This is a genomic window from Bradyrhizobium sp. 63_E2_N1_3, assembly GCF_052076005.1.
GTDB lineage: Bacteria > Pseudomonadota > Alphaproteobacteria > Rhizobiales > Xanthobacteraceae > Bradyrhizobium > Bradyrhizobium barranii.
Window position 1 is genome coordinate 1,519,971 of sequence record NZ_CP197235.1, and the last position, 15,698, is coordinate 1,535,668.

16 protein-coding genes are annotated in these 15,698 nt (G+C 64.4%); 7 read left to right on the plus strand and 9 right to left on the minus strand.

Annotated features, from left to right (window positions below):
• Positions 1-3 precede the first annotated feature (3 nt).
• Both AB7531_RS07035 and AB7531_RS07040 read left to right on the plus strand, forming a co-directional pair.
• The gene (locus tag AB7531_RS07035; protein ID WP_063981134.1) at positions 4-816 is read left to right on the plus strand and encodes an ABC transporter permease; all 813 of its coding nucleotides are present in this window, start codon (positions 4-6) and stop codon (positions 814-816) included.
• Positions 817-829: 13 nt separating this feature from the next.
• The gene (locus AB7531_RS07040; protein WP_063981135.1) at positions 830-1,327 is read left to right on the plus strand and encodes a DUF6622 family protein; all 498 of its coding nucleotides are present in this window, start codon (positions 830-832) and stop codon (positions 1,325-1,327) included.
• Here AB7531_RS07040 and AB7531_RS07045 read toward each other — a convergent pair whose 3' ends face one another.
• The 5 genes from AB7531_RS07045 to AB7531_RS07065 all read right to left on the minus strand — a co-directional run bounded on the left by AB7531_RS07045 (position 1,328) and on the right by AB7531_RS07065 (position 7,848).
• Entirely contained in the window at positions 1,328-2,320 is a 993-nt protein-coding gene (locus tag AB7531_RS07045; protein ID WP_063981136.1) for a hypothetical protein, read from the minus strand.
• Positions 2,321-2,531: 211 nt separating this feature from the next.
• Positions 2,532-3,398 carry a carbohydrate ABC transporter permease gene (locus AB7531_RS07050; RefSeq protein WP_063981137.1) on the minus strand — a complete coding sequence of 289 codons (867 nt, stop codon included), beginning with the start codon at positions 3,396-3,398 and terminating at the stop codon, positions 2,532-2,534.
• Positions 3,395-4,267, minus strand: coding sequence for a carbohydrate ABC transporter permease (locus AB7531_RS07055; protein ID WP_063981138.1), 873 nt, complete (start codon positions 4,265-4,267; stop codon positions 3,395-3,397). The genes AB7531_RS07050 and AB7531_RS07055 overlap by 4 nt, the downstream gene beginning before the upstream one ends.
• Positions 4,268-4,364: 97 nt before the next feature.
• Positions 4,365-5,750, minus strand: a complete 1,386-nt coding sequence (locus AB7531_RS07060; protein ID WP_063981139.1) for an ABC transporter substrate-binding protein — start codon at positions 5,748-5,750, stop codon at positions 4,365-4,367.
• Positions 5,751-5,958: 208 nt separating this feature from the next.
• Positions 5,959-7,848 carry an AsmA family protein gene (locus AB7531_RS07065; protein WP_063981140.1) on the minus strand — a complete coding sequence of 630 codons (1,890 nt, stop codon included), beginning with the start codon at positions 7,846-7,848 and terminating at the stop codon, positions 5,959-5,961.
• Positions 7,849-8,119: 271 nt separating this feature from the next.
• Between AB7531_RS07065 and AB7531_RS07070 the strand changes: the two genes are divergently transcribed.
• From AB7531_RS07070 to AB7531_RS07080, 3 genes are read left to right on the plus strand one after another with little or no spacing between them, the layout of a single operon-like run.
• Positions 8,120-8,827: a CoA transferase subunit A gene (locus AB7531_RS07070; RefSeq protein WP_028151658.1), complete on the plus strand. Its 708-nt coding sequence runs from the start codon at positions 8,120-8,122 to the stop codon at positions 8,825-8,827.
• Positions 8,828-8,843: 16 nt separating this feature from the next.
• Entirely contained in the window at positions 8,844-9,494 is a 651-nt protein-coding gene (locus tag AB7531_RS07075) for a 3-oxoacid CoA-transferase subunit B (protein ID WP_011089829.1), read from the plus strand.
• Between the two features lie 22 nt (positions 9,495-9,516).
• The gene (locus tag AB7531_RS07080; protein ID WP_441279919.1) at positions 9,517-10,152 is read left to right on the plus strand and encodes a GNAT family N-acetyltransferase; all 636 of its coding nucleotides are present in this window, start codon (positions 9,517-9,519) and stop codon (positions 10,150-10,152) included.
• Positions 10,153-10,250: 98 nt separating this feature from the next.
• Here the strand turns inward: AB7531_RS07080 and AB7531_RS07085 are convergent, their stop codons facing one another.
• The 3 genes from AB7531_RS07085 to AB7531_RS07095 form a co-directional block, all read right to left on the minus strand.
• Positions 10,251-11,129, minus strand: coding sequence for an SUMF1/EgtB/PvdO family nonheme iron enzyme (locus tag AB7531_RS07085; RefSeq protein WP_063981142.1), 879 nt, complete (start codon positions 11,127-11,129; stop codon positions 10,251-10,253).
• 52 nt (positions 11,130-11,181) lie between these two features.
• Entirely contained in the window at positions 11,182-12,279 is a 1,098-nt protein-coding gene (nirK, locus tag AB7531_RS07090; protein WP_063986094.1) for a copper-containing nitrite reductase, read from the minus strand.
• Positions 12,280-12,516: 237 nt separating this feature from the next.
• The gene (locus tag AB7531_RS07095; protein ID WP_063981143.1) at positions 12,517-12,723 is read right to left on the minus strand and encodes a hypothetical protein; all 207 of its coding nucleotides are present in this window, start codon (positions 12,721-12,723) and stop codon (positions 12,517-12,519) included.
• 159 nt (positions 12,724-12,882) lie between these two features.
• Here AB7531_RS07095 and hemN point away from each other — a divergent pair, with 159 nt between their 5' ends.
• Positions 12,883-14,235 (plus strand): oxygen-independent coproporphyrinogen III oxidase, encoded by a 1,353-nt coding sequence (hemN, locus tag AB7531_RS07100; RefSeq protein WP_063981144.1) that lies wholly within the window; start codon positions 12,883-12,885, stop codon positions 14,233-14,235.
• Positions 14,236-14,576: 341 nt separating this feature from the next.
• Positions 14,577-14,774 carry a DUF1858 domain-containing protein gene (locus AB7531_RS07105; RefSeq protein ID WP_014492467.1) on the plus strand — a complete coding sequence of 66 codons (198 nt, stop codon included), beginning with the start codon at positions 14,577-14,579 and terminating at the stop codon, positions 14,772-14,774.
• An 86-nt stretch (positions 14,775-14,860) separates the two neighbouring features.
• On the opposite strand, the gene AB7531_RS07110 is transcribed toward AB7531_RS07105, so the two are convergent.
• A complete protein-coding gene (locus AB7531_RS07110) occupies positions 14,861-15,571 on the minus strand; it encodes a Crp/Fnr family transcriptional regulator (RefSeq protein ID WP_039153608.1) in 711 nt (236 codons plus the stop codon).
• Between the last annotated feature and the right edge of the window lie 127 nt (positions 15,572-15,698).

Genomic DNA, 15,698 nt, shown 5'->3' on the forward strand with positions numbered 1-15,698 from the left:
GCGATGCGCAAGGTCTCCCGCCTGTCCCGCTTCAACATCGCCTCGCTCGCATTCGGCCTGGCATTCCTCTATCTGCCGATCCTCATCCTCGTCATCTACTCCTTCAATGCCTCGCGGCTGGTGACGGTGTGGGGCGGCTGGTCGCTGCGCTGGTACCACGAGTTCTTCAACGACCGCGCCATGATCGAGGCGGCCTGGATGAGCCTGCGGGTCGCGGTCTCCTCCGCGACCATCGCCACGTTGCTCGGCACGCTCGCAGCCGTTGCGCTGTCGCGCGGCGAGCGCTTTCGCGGCCGCACGCTGTTCTCGGGCATGCTCTACGCGCCGCTGGTAATGCCGGAGGTGATCACCGGATTGTCGCTATTGCTGCTGTTCGTCGCGCTCAACGCCGAGCGCGGCTTCTGGACGGTGACGATCGCCCACACCACGCTGACGATGTGCTTCGTCGCGGTGGTCGTGCAGTCCCGCCTCGGCTCGCTCGACCGTTCGCTGGAGGAGGCGGCGATGGACCTAGGCTGCAACCCGGTTCGCGCGTTCGTCGCCGTGACGCTGCCGCTGATCGCGCCCGCGATCGTGGCGGGCTGGATGCTGGCCTTCACGCTGTCGCTCGATGATCTCGTGATCGCGAGTTTCACCACCGGCCCCGGCTCGGCGACGCTGCCGATCCGGATCTATTCGGAGGTGCGGCTTGGCGTGAAGCCCGAGATCAACGCGATCTGCACGCTGGTGATCGCCCTGATCGCGGTGGTCATCGTCATCGCCTCGCTTGCCTCGAAACTCTCGAGTTCGCAGGGCGAGAGCGCGGCGCCGCTGTAGGCGAGGAGCAATCATGACATTCGCCTACCAGATCCTGATCCACACGCCGGTCTGGGTCTGGATGCTGCTCGCCTATCTGGTGTGGCAGGGCGTTCAGGCGATGCAGCCGCGCACGACGCCGATCTGGCGCGCGCTGATCGTGCCGGTCGTGTTCATCGTCTGGGGGATTTCGCGGCTCGGCTTCGGCCACCAAGACAGCGTTTGGCCGCTGGTCGCATGGATCGCGGCCGCGCTGGTGCTGCTGCCGCTCGGCGTGCTGACGCCGCGCCCGTTCGACGTCGATCACGCGACCGGGCAGATCATCCGTCCGGGCAGTCCATTTGGTCTGGTCCGCAACCTGATTGTCTTCGCCTCGCAATATGCGGTCGGCGTGATCTCGGCGATCGATGCGGGCGACCGCGCGCTGGCGATCGTCGTCGGCCGCGCCATCTCGGGCGCGACAGCCGGCTACTTCATCGGCTCGACGATCGCCCTGCTGGTCGCGTATCGACGCAAGAGCGCGGAGAGATGATCAGCGTGACCGGGTTGCGCGTTTCGCGGCCTTGGTGCCCGTAGAACGCGACCGCGTCGCGGAGGCCGCGATGGGCCCCGCATATCGCGCGCGCACCGCGCCCTGCATCGCGGCGCCGAGCTGCCGCAGCGCGAGGCTGTCGAGCGGAAACTCGAGCAGGATGTGAATCAGGCTCAGCGCCAGCAGGAAGGTGAAGCCGAAAGCGTAGTCGTAGAAGTACAGCGCGGTGGAGGCGGCGCTTGCGGCGGCCATCGCCGCCAGCCGCGCCTTGGGCACCTCAGTCCAGCGGATGACGTCGGCTTTGATGAACCAGTTGAGGTAGTGGTAGGTGTAAACGAAAGCGAGCAGGCTCGTCAGCCTGGTGTCGAGGACGAGGCCGGGCACGCCGAACAGCCGGCCGAGGGCAGGGCCGACATTGCCGAAATAATCCTGGCCGACCCGGGCAAAGCTCGCGATCCGGACTCCGGCAGTCGGCGGCAGCAGCAGGATCGTGGCGATTGCGACGAGGTAGACGGCCACCAGCGCAGCTTGCGTGCGGCTGCCGGATCGGTGTGCGCCGAGCACCATGAAGATCAGTGTGAACAGCGAGACGTGGATCAGGGTCGGAATCAGGATGCCGATGACCGCAAGCGACGATCCGCTCGAATACATGATCGCGGACAGGGCGATCGCCACCATGAACAGCAGCATGCTCTCGATCGCGGAGGTGGTGGCTGCCAGCATGGCGCAGACGACCAGCGCGCCCCACATCGCAAGGCCGAACCACGAGGCGTTGTCGATCAGCACCGCGACCACGGCGACGATCGCGAGCATCGCCGCGATCCCGCGATGGGGCAGATAATAGCTGCGATCGTGCAGCCACGAGATCTCGGTGAAGTAGTGCGCCGGGCCGAGCACGACATAGGCCAGCAGCAGCAGCTCGAACGGCACCAAATAGGACGCTGCGAACGCCAGCAGCATCAGGCCGAGATGGATCGCGTCGTTGCCTCGCATGGTGACGTGCCCCGTGACAGGGCTGCGAGGTTAGAGCAGGCGTGGACAACCCGCAATTGTCCACGTCGTCGCTCGAACGCCCTGCTTGCGGCGACGCGATGCGTCCGGGAGCGATTTCGAGCGAAGTGGATACCGGTTGGCGTAAAGAAAACGCGTCAAAACAAGAATCGAGAGCCCCGTTCCGATTGCATCGGAACGAGGCTCTCGATTGTCAGGACTTCACCGCGCCTGCCGTGAGCCCGCCCACCATGTAGCGGCGGAAGGCGTAATAGACCGCGGCCGGCGGCAGCGCGTAAATGAAGCCGGTGGTCATCAACAGCTCCCAGGGCGAATCGTCGGCAGCGAGGAAGTTGCCGAGCGCGACGGGGAGGGTGATCTCGCGGTCGTTGGACAGAAGCAGGAACGCGTAGAGATATTCGTTCCAGGCGAGCAGCACCGCATAGGTGCCGATCGCGACCAGCGAGGGCATCATCAGCGGCAGGTAGACCAGGCGGAAGATCTGGAGCGTCGTGGCGCCGTCCATCACCGCGGCCTCGTCCAGCTCGACAGGCAGCTTGTCGGAGGCCTGCTTGAGCACCCAGATCGCGTAGGGGCTAGCAATCGTCACCATGGCCAGGATCAGCGACCAGTGATTGTTGAGCAGGCCGTAATTGCCCATGGTGCGGTACATCGGCACGGCGAGGAACGCCGCGGGGATGAAATAGGTGAAGAGCGCGAGGTTCAACACGGTGCGGCCGCCCGGCACCTTCAATCGCGAGATCGCGAACGCCGCGGCGGTGGCGATGAACAGCGTCATCACGCCGACGGAGACCGCGATCACCGTCGAGTTCCAGAACTGGATGTAGAAGTCGCGCAGGAAGTAGTGCTGCTGCTTGAACACGATCTCGAAGTTGTGGAGCGTCGGATGATCCGGCCACAGCTTGCCCGAGAACGCGTCCTCCTTCGGGGAGATCGCGAACAGGAACATGTGGTAGATCGGAATCATCGTCCACAGGAAGACGGGAATACCGATCAGCAGCAGCCGCGCTTCGACCGCGACGTCGCGCCAGGAAAATTCGCTTACGCCGGGAAGCTTCATCGCGACAACCGTTTCATCATAAAGTACACGAGCGGCAGGACGAACGGCATCGCGCAGACGATGGAGGCCATCGCGAGCGAGAGCTGGTCGAGCCGGAGATAGCGGATACCGAGCGTCGCCAGCACGTGCGTGAGGTCAGCCGGGCCACCGCCGGTGAGCAGATAGACGCTGTTGAAATCGCCGAGCGTCCAGATCATCGAGAGCAGTGTGCAGGTGATGTAGAGCGTCTGCATCGACGGCCAGGTGATGTAGCGGAATTTCTGCCACCAGCTCGCACCATCGACCTCGGCGGCCTCGAACAGATCGTGCGCGATCGCAAGGCGTCCGGTGATCAGGATCAGCGTCCAGAACGGCAGTGATTTCCAGATGTGCACGCCGATGGCCATGCTCAGCGCCACGGTCGGGTCGTTCAGCCAGTTCGGGCCGTCATCGCCGGTGAGGGAGAAGATGAGGTGGTTGACCACGCCCCATTCGGGATTGAACATGAAGCGCACCGACAGGATGGTCGGGATCGACGGTACCGCCCAGGGCAGGATGAAGATCACCGAGAGCCATTTGATCCAGGTGCGCTGCTGCGCGAAGAAGCCGGACAGGAACAACGCGATCAGCATCTTGATGTTGATGCCGATGACCAGGAAGATCAGCGTGTTGACCGCGGCGCGCGCGAAGATCGGATCGTGAAACAGCGCGACATAATTCGACGGGGCCCGCGCCAGCCACAGCCCGTAGCAGACGGGATAGACGACGAAGGCGAGGAAAACGAGCAGATAGGGCGCGAGCAGCACGATGCCCCAGACCTGCGCCGGGGTCAGCCGCGACGACAAGGGCGGAGCGGGCATCGACTGATCGCCAGAGAGCGTAATCGCCATTCTTCAGGACTCTTTGAAAGGACTTCCGGCCGCACGAGGCGGCCGGTATTAGCGTTTCGCCTCTCCCCGCGCCAGCGGGGAGAGGAAGAAAGAGGATTTAGCCTGCAACCTGCTTGATGCGGGCGATCAGCTCGTCGACGGCCTTGTCGACCGGGACCTTTTCGCTGACGACCCGGTTCATCGCCTTGGCCCAGACGTTCTCGTTGTTGAGGATCGTGAACTTCCAGTTCTTGGTGAAGTCGAACGCGGCGGTACCGCCGGTGAACTGGGCGTAGACCGCCTTGCGATGCTTGTCGGCCTGCCAGAACGGGCTGGCCTGGCTTTCCTTCGTCACCGGGAACCAGCGGCCGAGCGCGCCCTCGATATAGGGACGAACATTCTCTTCCTGGAGCAGGAAGCTGATGAACTGCTTGGCCTCGGCCTTGTTCTTGGCCGCGGTGAACACCAGCCCGGTCTTGACGTCGGAGCGGTAGCGGATGGTCGAACCGTCGGGCGCCTTCGGGAAGGACGCCGTGACGATGTCCTGCTCATAGGCCTTCTTGCCGGCGTCGCGTTGCTCCTGCGTGAGCGCCTGATTCTGCGAGTCCTCGAACCACTTCGCCGCGATCGAGATCGTGAAGTTGTGGGTCATCACGATGGTCTTGTTGTGGAAGGCGACGTTGTTGTCGGGGTCCTTCCAGGTTGTGGAGGAGGGCGGCGTGCAGCCCTTGATATAGGTGTCGGTGTAATCCTTCAGCGCGCTGATCAGATTCTCGCGCACCTTGGGATCGTCGACCAGGAGCTTGCCGTCGTCGTCGACCAGCTTGACGTGGTAGGCGTCCATGAAGGTGTAGAACGACTGGAAGGCGTCGGTGGATTCAACGCCCATCGGCTGGCCGACGCCGTAGATGCGCTGGCCGGTGGCTTTACGGATACCCGGCTGCACCTTGTCGCACCAGAACGTCCAGTAGCCCGCCCAGTCGGTCGGGATGTCGGCGAGCTTGAAGCCGGCCTTCTCCAGCATGTCGTTCCAGATCTCGACATGCATGCTCTGCTGCTTCAGCGGGAAGCCGTAATAGGCCTTCTTCTTGGTGACGTCGTTATAGAGGATCGACGCGTCCAGCGTGTTCTGCACGAACCGGCCCTTGATCGGCTCCATGACGTCCGTGAGGTCCTCGAGCTTGCCCTCATAGGCCCACTTGCCCTGCGCCTGCACGTCGTAGGAATCGGAATAGGCGACATCGGGCACAGTGCCGGCATCGAGCGCGGCCACCGTCTTCGGAATCATGTCCTGGATCGCGTACTGCGACAATTCGACCTTGATGCCGGTCTTGGCTTCGAACTTCTTGATCGTCTCGATCAGTGCGTCGTCTTCGGACCGATAGAAGCCCTTGCCCCACCAGACCGTGATCGTTTTCTGCTGCGCAAAGGCGGGTGCAGTGGCCGCAAAAAGCCCAACCGCAGCGACCGCCAATGAAACTGCGCCAATAACCTTGGATCTCACGTTTTTCTCCCTCAAACGGCCGGTGTTTTTAACCGGTCGTATAAAACACTAGCGCATGGCCGTCAGCCGATCTAGCGGCATCTTGTCAGACATAGGTCGTGGGGTGTCGGGCCAGCGGAGATGCTTAATCCGCGCATCGATCCAATCGCCGCATCAATTCGGCCGGATCAATTCGCGATGGTCCGGCAGCGCCGGACGATCGCCGTCCTCAGTTGGACTTCGCGTTGTCCTTGGCGTTATCGGCCGTCGGCGAATCTGTCGGCGCAGGGTGCTTCTCGCCGGTGATCCGCCGCTTCAGGAGGTCCAGGAAGGGGGACGCCGCAGGCGACTGGCGGATCAGGCTTTCAGGGTCGGGGAAGATCAGCGGATCATCCCAGGGACCCTGCACCATGAAGGGCAACTGAAAGCCGGACGTCGTATTGAGGCTCGCCACGCCCTTCATGTCGTATTCGCGCGTCGGCACCGAGGCAGTGCCCGTCAGCGTGATCTTCGCAGCCGGCCCCTCGATGCGGATGTCCTCGGCGGTGGCGACCCCATCGGAGAATTTCACCGCGATGGTGAGAGTGTCATAAGGGGTCGAGCCGTTGCGGAAATTGCCGCCGCCCGACAGCGGCCGCCGCTCCAGCCGCTTCAGGAGCTGCTCGGCGTTGAAGCCCGAGATCGCACCGTCGTGCCCGGTCACGGTGGCAGTGCCGTCGAGCGACTGCACGAGGCCGAACGGGCTGGAGCCGGAGGCCAGCAGCGAGACGTTGATGTTGCCGCGGCCGGACAGCTTGTTGAGGCCGAACAATTCGGAAGCGCAGGCCTGAAGATCGACATCGGTGAACTGGAATTGCGCCTTGACGTCGGCGACGGTGTCGGAGCGCGCGATCCCGAACGAGCCCTTGGCGATGCCGCCATAGACCTGGGCTTCGCCGACCGAGAGCGCCAGCGTGCCGTTGCGCAGATTGGCGCCGATCGCGGTGCGGCCGAGCTTCGACGACCCGACTGTCAGCCTGGCTGCCGACAGGCGCATGTCGAGGTCGGTGGTCGAAAGCCCGTTGAGATCGAACAGCTGCCTGTTCCAGTCGCGGGCGCCGCTGGCGAGCAGGCGGAAGGTCGAGATATAAGGTGTGAAGTCGAGCGCGTCGGCGGCAAGCGTCGCTTGCAGCGTCTGCCGGCCGTTATTGGCGTAAGTCATCACGCCCTCGGCGGTGTTGCCGTCGAGCTCGACATTGACGTTGGTGAGCGCGATCGAGGCGCCGACGACATTGGCGCGCGCCTTCAGCGCGAAGCGGCCGAAGCCGCCGCTGCCGGGCTGCGGCTGACCGGTCCAGCGCAGCGCGTTGCGCAAGGACGGGCTGTCGATGGTGAGCGTGCCTTCCATCATCGGGCTGGTGCGGTTGGCGACGCTGCCGTCGAAGGCAAGCTTGAGCGGGGCGCTGGCGATCCGCGCCTTCAGCCCGGAGCGGTCGCCGGAGAGGGCGGCGACGAAATCGGCGAAGCTGATCGAGCCGTCGACGCGCTCGCCGCGCCAGTCGAACTGTCCGGTCGCGGCGAAGGACCGCGAGATCGAGGGCCAGGCCAGCGACAGGTCGATGTCCTCGAACTTCTCGGCGGCGTGGGTGGTGGCGTCCTCGTAATTGAGCACACCGTCCTGGATCCTGATCTCGGAGAACGACACCTGGTTCTCGGCGCCCGGCTTCATGGTGCGCGCAATGGTCTGGATGAAGGGCGTCCAGTTGCTTTCGCCGTCCTGCTTCAGGCTGACATGGATGCGCGGCCGCAGCAGGGTCAGGTCGGCGATCTCGAACCGCTGCAGCAGCAGCGGCAGCAGCCGGAGATTGGCGGTGAGCACGTCGACATGGAGCGCGGGATCGCTGGTGCCGCCGCCCTTCAGGCCGACGTCATGGAACGAAATGTAGCTCGCCGGCAGCAGCGAAATGTCGATGCTGCCTGCCACGCTGAGCTCGAGCCCGGTGACGTCGCGGATCTGCGTTTCCACCGCCTTGCGCAGCGCGTCGCGGTTGACGAGCCAGGAGGTCGCGATCAGGGCGATCAGCGCGAGGCCGAGCAGCGCCGCGATCGGCGTCCCGAGGCGCTTCATTCCTTGGGCCATGGTCAATGGCATGTCCTGATCGGGTTGGTCGCGGGAGCCAGAAGGGCGGACCGGAAACCTGCGTGCCCACGCCCAACCCCCGCAACTTGATGGGTTTTCTTGTCGCTTTCAAGGCCGCGGACGGGTCTGCCCACGGCGTGGGCAGCTTCTATCACCGGAGGACGGAACGGAGAACCCCGTATCATTGACGGCTTTGGACGATTTCGCCTAATAATCGCCGCCAATGAGGCGCGACGCCTGCCAGCCGAAGGTTCACCCGAAGGTTATTTGCATGAACAAGGTCTATCCCGACGCCAAGTCGGCTCTCGAAGGCGTTCTGAAAGACAACATGATGATCATGTCGGGCGGCTTCGGCCTCTGCGGCATCGCCGAGGAGCTGTCGGACGCAATCCGCGAGTCCGGCGTCAAGGGCCTGACGGTCGTCTCCAACAATGCCGGCGTCGACGGTATCGGCCTCAGCCGCCTGCTCGAAACCCGCCAGATCAAGAAGATGATCTCGTCCTATGTCGGCGAGAACAAGCTGTTCGCCCAGCAATTCCTGGCCGGCGAGCTGGAACTCGAATTCAATCCGCAGGGCACGCTGGCCGAGCGCATCCGCGCCGGCGGCGCCGGTATCCCGGCCTTCTACACCAAGACCGGCGTCGGCACGCTGATCGCCGAAGGCAAGGAAGTGAAGGAGTTCGACGGCGAGAAATACCTGATGGAGCGTGGCCTGTTCGCCGACCTCGCCATCGTGCACGCCTGGAAGGGCGACACCGCCGGCAACCTCATCTACCGCAAGACCGCGCGCAACTTTAATCCGATGATGGCGACCGCCGCCAAGATCACGGTGGCCGAGGTCGAGCATCTGGTTCCGGCCGGTGAACTCAATCCCGACCACATCCACACGCCCGGCATCTTCGTGAAGCGCATCGTCGAGGTCGGTACGGCCAAGAAGCGCATCGAATTCCGTAACACCCGCCCGCGCACCGCCGCTTAAGCGTCAGGAGACTCACATGGCCTGGACCCGTGAACAGATGGCTGCGCGCGCCGCGAAGGAACTGCGCGACGGCTACTACGTCAATCTCGGCATCGGCATCCCGACGCTGGTCTCGAACTTCATCCCCGATGGCGTCGATGTCAGCCTCCAGAGCGAGAACGGCATGCTCGGCATGGGCCCGTTCCCCTATGAGGACGAGGTGGATGCCGACCTCATCAATGCCGGCAAGCAGACCGTGAGCGAGCTGCCGTCGACCTCGTATTTCTCGAGCGCGGATTCTTTCGGGATGATCCGCGGCGGCCACATGGACCTGTCGATCCTCGGCGCCATGCAGGTGGCCCAGAACGGCGATCTCGCCAACTGGATGATCCCCGGCAAGATGGTCAAGGGCATGGGCGGCGCTATGGATCTCGTCGCCGGCGTCAAGCGCGTCGTCGTCGTGATGGAGCATTCGGCCAAGGACGGCTCGAAGCTGCTGAAGAAGTGCAACCTGCCGCTGACCGGCGAGCGCGTGGTCGACATGGTCGTCACCGATCTCGCGGTCTTCACCATCGACAAGCACGGCGACGGCGGCATGGCGCTGATCGAGCTCGCCGACGGCGTCTCGCTCGACGAGGTCAAGGCCAAGACCGAAGCCGAATTCCGCGTCGCGCTGAAGAATACGTAAGGTCGTCGCAACGGGGGCGCGCATGACGATACGGTCTGCGCGTCCCGAAGACGCCGATTTCATCGCAGAAACCATCCTGTCGTCGCAGCGCGGCTATCGGCCGCGCGGTTGGTTCGACGTCGCGCTCGGCTGGCCCCAGGCACAGTGCCGCGATTTCATCGCGCGCATCGCGACCGCACATGCGGTGTCGATGTGGCATGTCTCGCAATTCCTGATCGCCGAGATCGATGGCAAGCCTGCTGCCGCGTTGTGCGCACTGCCGGCGGCCGGCACGGGGCCTGCGGCCTGGCGTGCCATCGAGGAGGTCGGTGCCGCGACCGGGCTTGCCGCGCCGGAGCTGGAAGCCATCCGTCGCCGCGGCACCTACACGCGCGCCTGCTGGGTTCAGGGCGGCGAGGGTGATTGGATGATCGAGCACGTCGCGACCGATCCCGCCTATGGCGGTCGCGGCCTCGTGCAGGCGTTGCTTGCGCTCGCACTGGATAAGGGACGAGCGGCCGGATTTGCCCGCGCGACGATATCGTTCCTGATCGGCAATCAGCCGGCTGAACGCGCCTACGCCAGGGCAGGATTTGTCTTCGCAGAAGAGAAGCGCGATCCCGCGTTCGAGGCGATCATCGGCGCGCCCGGATTTCGCATGTTTGCGCGAACGATGTGATGCGCCGTAGCCCGGATGGAGCGTAGCGAAATCCGGGGTGCTCGTGGATGGTCCGATCCCGGATTGCGCTGCGCTCCATCCGGGCTACTCGGCGATACCTACGACCTTGCCGCCCACACCTTGCCCCACCGCGCCGACACGCTTGCGACCCATGACGGCTCCTCGCGCACCAGGCGGAAGCCGAGATTGGCGGGCGGCACGCCCTGTGCGCAGCCGCCGGCGCGAGCGTCGCGGATGAAGTCGGTGACGTAGGCGCGGTGCGCACCCTCGGCGACGCGCACGCCGCAATTCACGGTGGGGCGGCCGGCCTTGCCGGCTGCGTCGATCCGCGAGCGCACGAAGCAGGTCGAGGTCCATTCCCAGACATTGCCGGCGAGATCTTCGATACCGTGCTCGTTGGTGCCGAACTTGCCGAACGGATAGGCCGTCGTGTCGGAGAGGTCGCGCTCGGATTCACGCTCGTAACGGCTGAGCCAGAGCTTTGAAGGATCGTCTGCGTCCACAGGCGCGCCGTCGTCCCTGAACCGGGAGCCGGCCGCAAAGGCCCATTCCGCGTCGCTCGGCAGGCGATAGGTGTGGCCGGTCTTGCGCGACAGCCAGCCCGCATAGGCCTGCGCATCGTGCCAGCTCACCTGGACCGCGGGACGATCGGACGCAATCGCGACGCCACGATCGAGCGCGCGGCACGCGCTATCCTGCACGCAAAGCTGATAGTCGGATGACGAGACCTGGTGCCGCATGATGTGCAGCGGCCGGTTGAAGCGCATCGCGCGCAGCGGCACTTCGGCCTGCAGCCCCGCGCGGGTGAAATCGCCGGCCTCGCGATAGGAGAGATTACCCGGCGCGACCCTGACGATCGCAGGCTCCGTCGCCGTGCCATGGACCGCCATGTCCGAGACCAGCGGCGCCACGGCGATCGGCCCTGCGAGCCCTGCGGCGCAGGCGAGCAGCAGTTTCAGCTTGAATGCGATCAGCATGGTCGTCCCCCGAAGAAGGAAGGGGCCGGCGATGACCGGCCCCCTGTCGCGTCTAGTTGGTGTTGGGAGCCGGTATCTCCGCGGGCGCCTTCACCTGGGTCATCAGATCGTCGTTCCACTTGCCTTCGACCTTGAAGTGCGCGGTGGCGCCGAGGTCGGCTGCCTCGATCAGATTATGCGTGACATAGGCGTAGATGCCGGGCTGCAGGAACTTGTAGAGCGCAGCTCCCGCCGAGCCGCCGCGGATGAACCAGGTCTCGAGGCCCGTCTCCGGCGCGTTGGAGAATTTTCCGGTCTCCCAGACATAGTCGCCATGGCCGCCGATCAGGTGCGGACGGCTGTCGCGATTGGCCTGCGAATGCACGATCAGCACGTTCTCGCCGACCTTGGCCGTCAGCGCGTTCTTGCCGGTGAGCGCGCCGACCTTGCCGTTGAACACGACATGGGAGGGGATCAGCTTCTTCATCACCTCTTCGGTCTCGGTGAAGGCCTCGCCCGGCGAATCGTAGGACTTGAAGTTGCCCTTCTCGTCGCGCGGTACATACATGTCCTGCTCGCCGACATAGTAGACCTTGTCGTATTTCAGCGCATGGCCCTTGCCGTCGTTCAGTCCGTCGCGCGGCAGCACCATCACCGCGCCGTTCATGCCGGAGACGACATGCCAGGGGATCATCGGGCCGCCCGGGGCGCAGTGATAGACGAACACGCCGGTCCGCGTTGCCTTCCAGCGCAGCACGACCTGCTCGCCGGGATTGACCAGCGTGAGCTCGGCGCCGCCGAGCGCGCCGGTCGCGGAGTGGAAGTCGATGTTGTGCGGCATGGTGTTGGTCGCGGGATTGACCAGCGTTACCTCGACGTAGTCGCCTTCATGCACGACCATCAGCGGGCCCGGCATCGAGCCGTTGAAGGTCATGGCCTGGAACGTGGTGCCCTTGTCGTCGATGACGACCTTCTTCTCCTCGATGTTGAGCTTGAACTCGACGATCTTGGGCCCCTGCGTCGTGGCCTGCTCGTGCGCGTGCACGAAGGGCGGGGCGACCAGCTCGACCTTCTGCCGCGGCAGCTTGAGATCGCCGGCGGCGAACGTGGGTGTCGCGAGCATCAGGGCGGTCGCGGCGGCGCTGATCAATGCGGCTCTGCGGGTGAACATCGGAAGCATCCTTCATCTGAAAGGGTTTTGATGACGGATGCAGTCTGCGCCTGTTACGGCAAGAGTGTTTGCGCTGCGACAAGCTTTTGCCGAATTCGCCTCCGGTAAAATCCTTAGGAGGTTTGCCGAAGCGCGTATCGGCCGTGCGAAGCACGCGGCGTCGCGTGATATCAGTCGCGCAAGCGGCAAATCGTTCGCATGTTCAACTATGCGCGATTGTGAATCTATGGTTGTCGATCAGAGAAGCTGGATCGCAATCCAGACCGTGCCCCAGACCGCGAGCGACAGCGCTGCAAAGATGGCGGCCGTGATCGCCAGCACCCGCACGAGATAACCTGCGCCGACGGCGGGTGCCGCGGGGGCGGGACGAAAATCGTCGAAGCGCGGGATATGACCGCGAGCGCCGGTGAGCCAGAGAACGAGATCGAGCGCGAGCGACGCCATGGCCTATCTCCAGTGAGTCATGATTGAACGTCATCATGGCCCCGATCCGGCGCTCGGACTTTGAGCGAGCGCAAGGTGGTCCGCCCGAAAACGGGTCATCCAATGCCATCCGGGATTTGCCGCGCCACCGCGCGGCATCGATTTACGAATGGGTAAGACATGAGGACAGATCTCGCAGCGAGCTACGGCGAAGAGAGATTGCCGCGCTACACGAGCTATCCGACCGCACCGCATTTCTCGCCGGCGGTCGGCCCGGATGCTTATGCCGAATGGCTCGCCGGGCTCCCGGCAGGCGCCAGCGCGTCACTCTATCTGCACGTGCCGTTCTGCCGCGAGATGTGCTGGTATTGCGGCTGCCATACCCAGATCGTTCGCCGCGACGGGCTCATTGCAGCCTATCAGCGGACGCTGCGCAGCGAGATCGCGCAGGTGTCTGAGACCATCGGTCGCCGCATCAAGGTCGAGCACATCCATTTCGGTGGCGGCACGCCGACCATCATGGCGCCGGAGGCTTTTGCCGAGTTGATGGCGGCGATGCGCCATTCGTTCTTCGTGCTGCCCTCGGCCGAGATCGCGGTCGAGATCGACCCGCGCACGCTGACATCAGAGATGGTGGAGGCCATGCGGCTCTCCGGCGTCAACCGCGCCAGCCTGGGCGTGCAGAGCTTCGATCCGGTCGTGCAGCGCGCGATCAATCGCGTGCAGAGCTATGAGCAGACGGCTTCCGTCGTCGATAGGCTGCATCGCGCCGGCATCAACGGGATCAACTTCGACCTCATCTATGGGCTGCCGCACCAGACCGTGGCGTCCTGCCTGGACACCGTTCGGCGCAGCCTCGAGCTCGGGCCCGATCGTTTCTCGGTGTTCGGCTATGCGCATGTGCCTGATTTCAAGAAGCACCAGCGCATGATCAACGAGGCCGTACTGCCCGACGGCCTCGCACGTCATGACCAGGCCTGCGCGATCGCCAATGCGTTGAAGGAGGCCGGCTACGTGCAGATCGGGCTCGATCATTTCGCGCGACCCGACGACGCCATGGCCGTGGCCTTCGAGGAACGGACGCTGCGGCGCAATTTCCAGGGCTACACCACCGACAAGGGCGAAGTCCTGCTCGGTTTCGGCGCGAGCGCGATCGGGCATCTGCCGCAGGGCTATGTGCAGAACCAGGTGCAGATCGGCGCCTACGCGCAGAGCGTGGCCGCCGGCCGCCTCGCCACCGCGAAGGGCTACGGGCTCACCGACGACGACCGGCTCCGCGCCGACATCATCGAGCGCATCATGTGCGAGTTCAGCGCCGATCTCGGCGACATCTGTGCGCGACATGGTGCGGAGCCCGAAGCGATGCTGCAATCGGCCGCGCGCCTAAAGCCGCTGATCTCGGACGGCATCGTCAGGCTCGACGGCGACCGTCTCGCGGTCGCAAGCGACTCGCGCTTCCTGGTGCGCAGTGTTGCAGCGGCGTTCGATGCGCATCTGGATCCGGGCAAGCAGTTGCACAGCAGGGCGGTGTAGTTCACCTCGCGCCGCCTACGGCAGGGACTTTTGCATATGAGCTTGGCGGGGTCTGAGCGAGCGCCTCGTCCTTCGAGACGACCGCTCCGCGGTCTCCTCAGGATGAGGCTGAGCGGCGGCTTTGCCTGTCGAAATAGTGACCACGTACTCCGTCCTCATCCTGAGGGCCCGCCGGAGGCGGGCGTCTCGAAGGATGGCTGCGGGCGAGCTTCCCGCCACGTTTTTTCTCATATGCGATAGCCCTGCCGCTTGCGGGGAGAGGGAGAAGCAACCACCAGCTTGCGCTTCAACAAAGAAGCTCGGACCCACCCGGCTATCGTCACTTCGGAACGGAGTTGTCCATGCCCTTCCGATCCGACGATCTGGTCGATGACATCATGCGAGCGGCACCGCACACGATCCGCGTGTTCCTCGCCTTCAGGATGGCCTGCGTCGGCTGTCCGATCGCGACCTTCCATACCGTGGAAGACGCCTGCCGCGAGCATGGCATCGATCGCGACAAATTCCTCGCTGCGCTGTGCGAATGCGTACCGGCGTGAGGCGAGTCGGAGTTCGCGCGGGTCGCGCGCGGACTCCCGGGTGAGGGCAGGCTTGCGCCGTAAGCGGAAGCGCCCTCACCCCTATCTTACGCAGAATTGCCGTCCGCCGTACGCTCCGCCAGCACGACGATCTTGTGCGGATCGCGCAGGATGATGCGCTGGCGGCCGCTCTCGACGAGGCCCTGGCTCTCCCAGCCGCTGAGGATGCGGCTGACGGTATGCAGCGTGGTGCCGGTCATCTGCGCGATGTCCTGGCGGCTAATCGGGAAGTCGATCTCGATGCCGTGGTCGAGCTTCTTGCCGGACTGTTTTGCGAGCCGCAGCAGCGCATGCGCGACGCGCTGCTCGACCTGCTGGGTCGACATTTCCAGGATGCGGGTATGGCTCTCCTGCAGTCGTGCGCCGACGGTTTGCAGCGTGTTGGCGGCGATTGCCGGAAACCGCTCGATCAGCCGCGGCCAGGCCGAATTCGGCCAGATCAGCACCACGCTGTCGTCGACCGCCATCGCGGTCGCCGGATAGTGCGCGGCTCCAATCGCCATCGCGAGCCCGAAGGTCTCGCCGGGGGCGACATAGCGCACCACGATCTGCTCGCCGGTCGGGGTGGTCTTGGCCGCGCGGACGTGGCCGTGCAGCAGCAGGAAGAAGGATTGCGCGTCGGCGCCCTGTTCGAAAATGGCGGTGTTCCTGGGGTACCGCGCCGAGCGGGCCTCGCGCAGGATTTCCTCGAGGTCCTCCGGCTTGACGCCTGAAAACAGCGGCAAATGCGCAACCAGCGATGTGTCGACCTTGGCCATTCTGCCTCCTTGGCGCTCGGAGTGTGATGGCACCTGTATTCGTCAGGCAGTTTGCGATAGCGCAAAACGGGCCGGCCGGACGGCAGTATTTTTCCAAATGACGATCCAGGTGACCGTCCGAATTCAC